The organism is Scandinavium hiltneri, from assembly GCF_024764835.1.
GTDB classification, from domain to species: Bacteria; Pseudomonadota; Gammaproteobacteria; order Enterobacterales; family Enterobacteriaceae; genus Scandinavium; species Scandinavium hiltneri.
In genome coordinates this window covers 1-455 of the sequence record NZ_JALIGE010000034.1, presented here as the reverse complement: position 1 = coordinate 455, position 455 = coordinate 1, and the positions used below count along the sequence as shown (strand labels likewise).

The window sequence follows — 455 nt, the reverse complement described above, 5'->3', positions numbered from 1 at the left end:
GCAATACATCGCCACCGGCAATCTGGTGGTGAGCGCCATTGCGCGGCAGAACCCGACCAAAGCGCCGGTGGCCAAATTTATGCTGAAAGATTCGCCCTGCTACGTAGGCCTGCGTCTGGGTGAGCCGGCGCTGAAAGCGAAAGTGGACGAACTGATTGAGCAGGCGTTAAAGGATAACACCCTCAATGGCCTGTCCGAGAAATGGCTGAAAGCGCCGCTGCCTGCCGACTTCGGCGCATAACGGGAGCGCCTGATGACCTATCAGCTGAACTTTCCTGCCCTGTGGCCTTACCTGCCCGAATTGCTGGCCGGTCTGCTGACCACCATTGAACTGACGGCGCTGGCTACCTTAATGGGGGTGGCGCTGGGTATCTGCGGAGCGGCGATCCGCAGCGGTAAGGTCAACTTGCTCAGCCGCGTTTGGGGTATTTACGTTGAAGTGGTGCGCAATACAC

The 455-nt window shown here is 58.7% G+C and carries 2 pseudogenes; both read left to right on the top strand.

Annotated features, from left to right (window positions below):
- Positions 1–241 (top strand): annotated as a pseudogene (locus MUU47_RS00155) (transporter substrate-binding domain-containing protein); the annotation flags it as partial.
- Between the two features lie 12 nt (positions 242–253).
- Positions 254–455: pseudogene (locus MUU47_RS00150) on the top strand (amino acid ABC transporter permease); the annotation flags it as partial.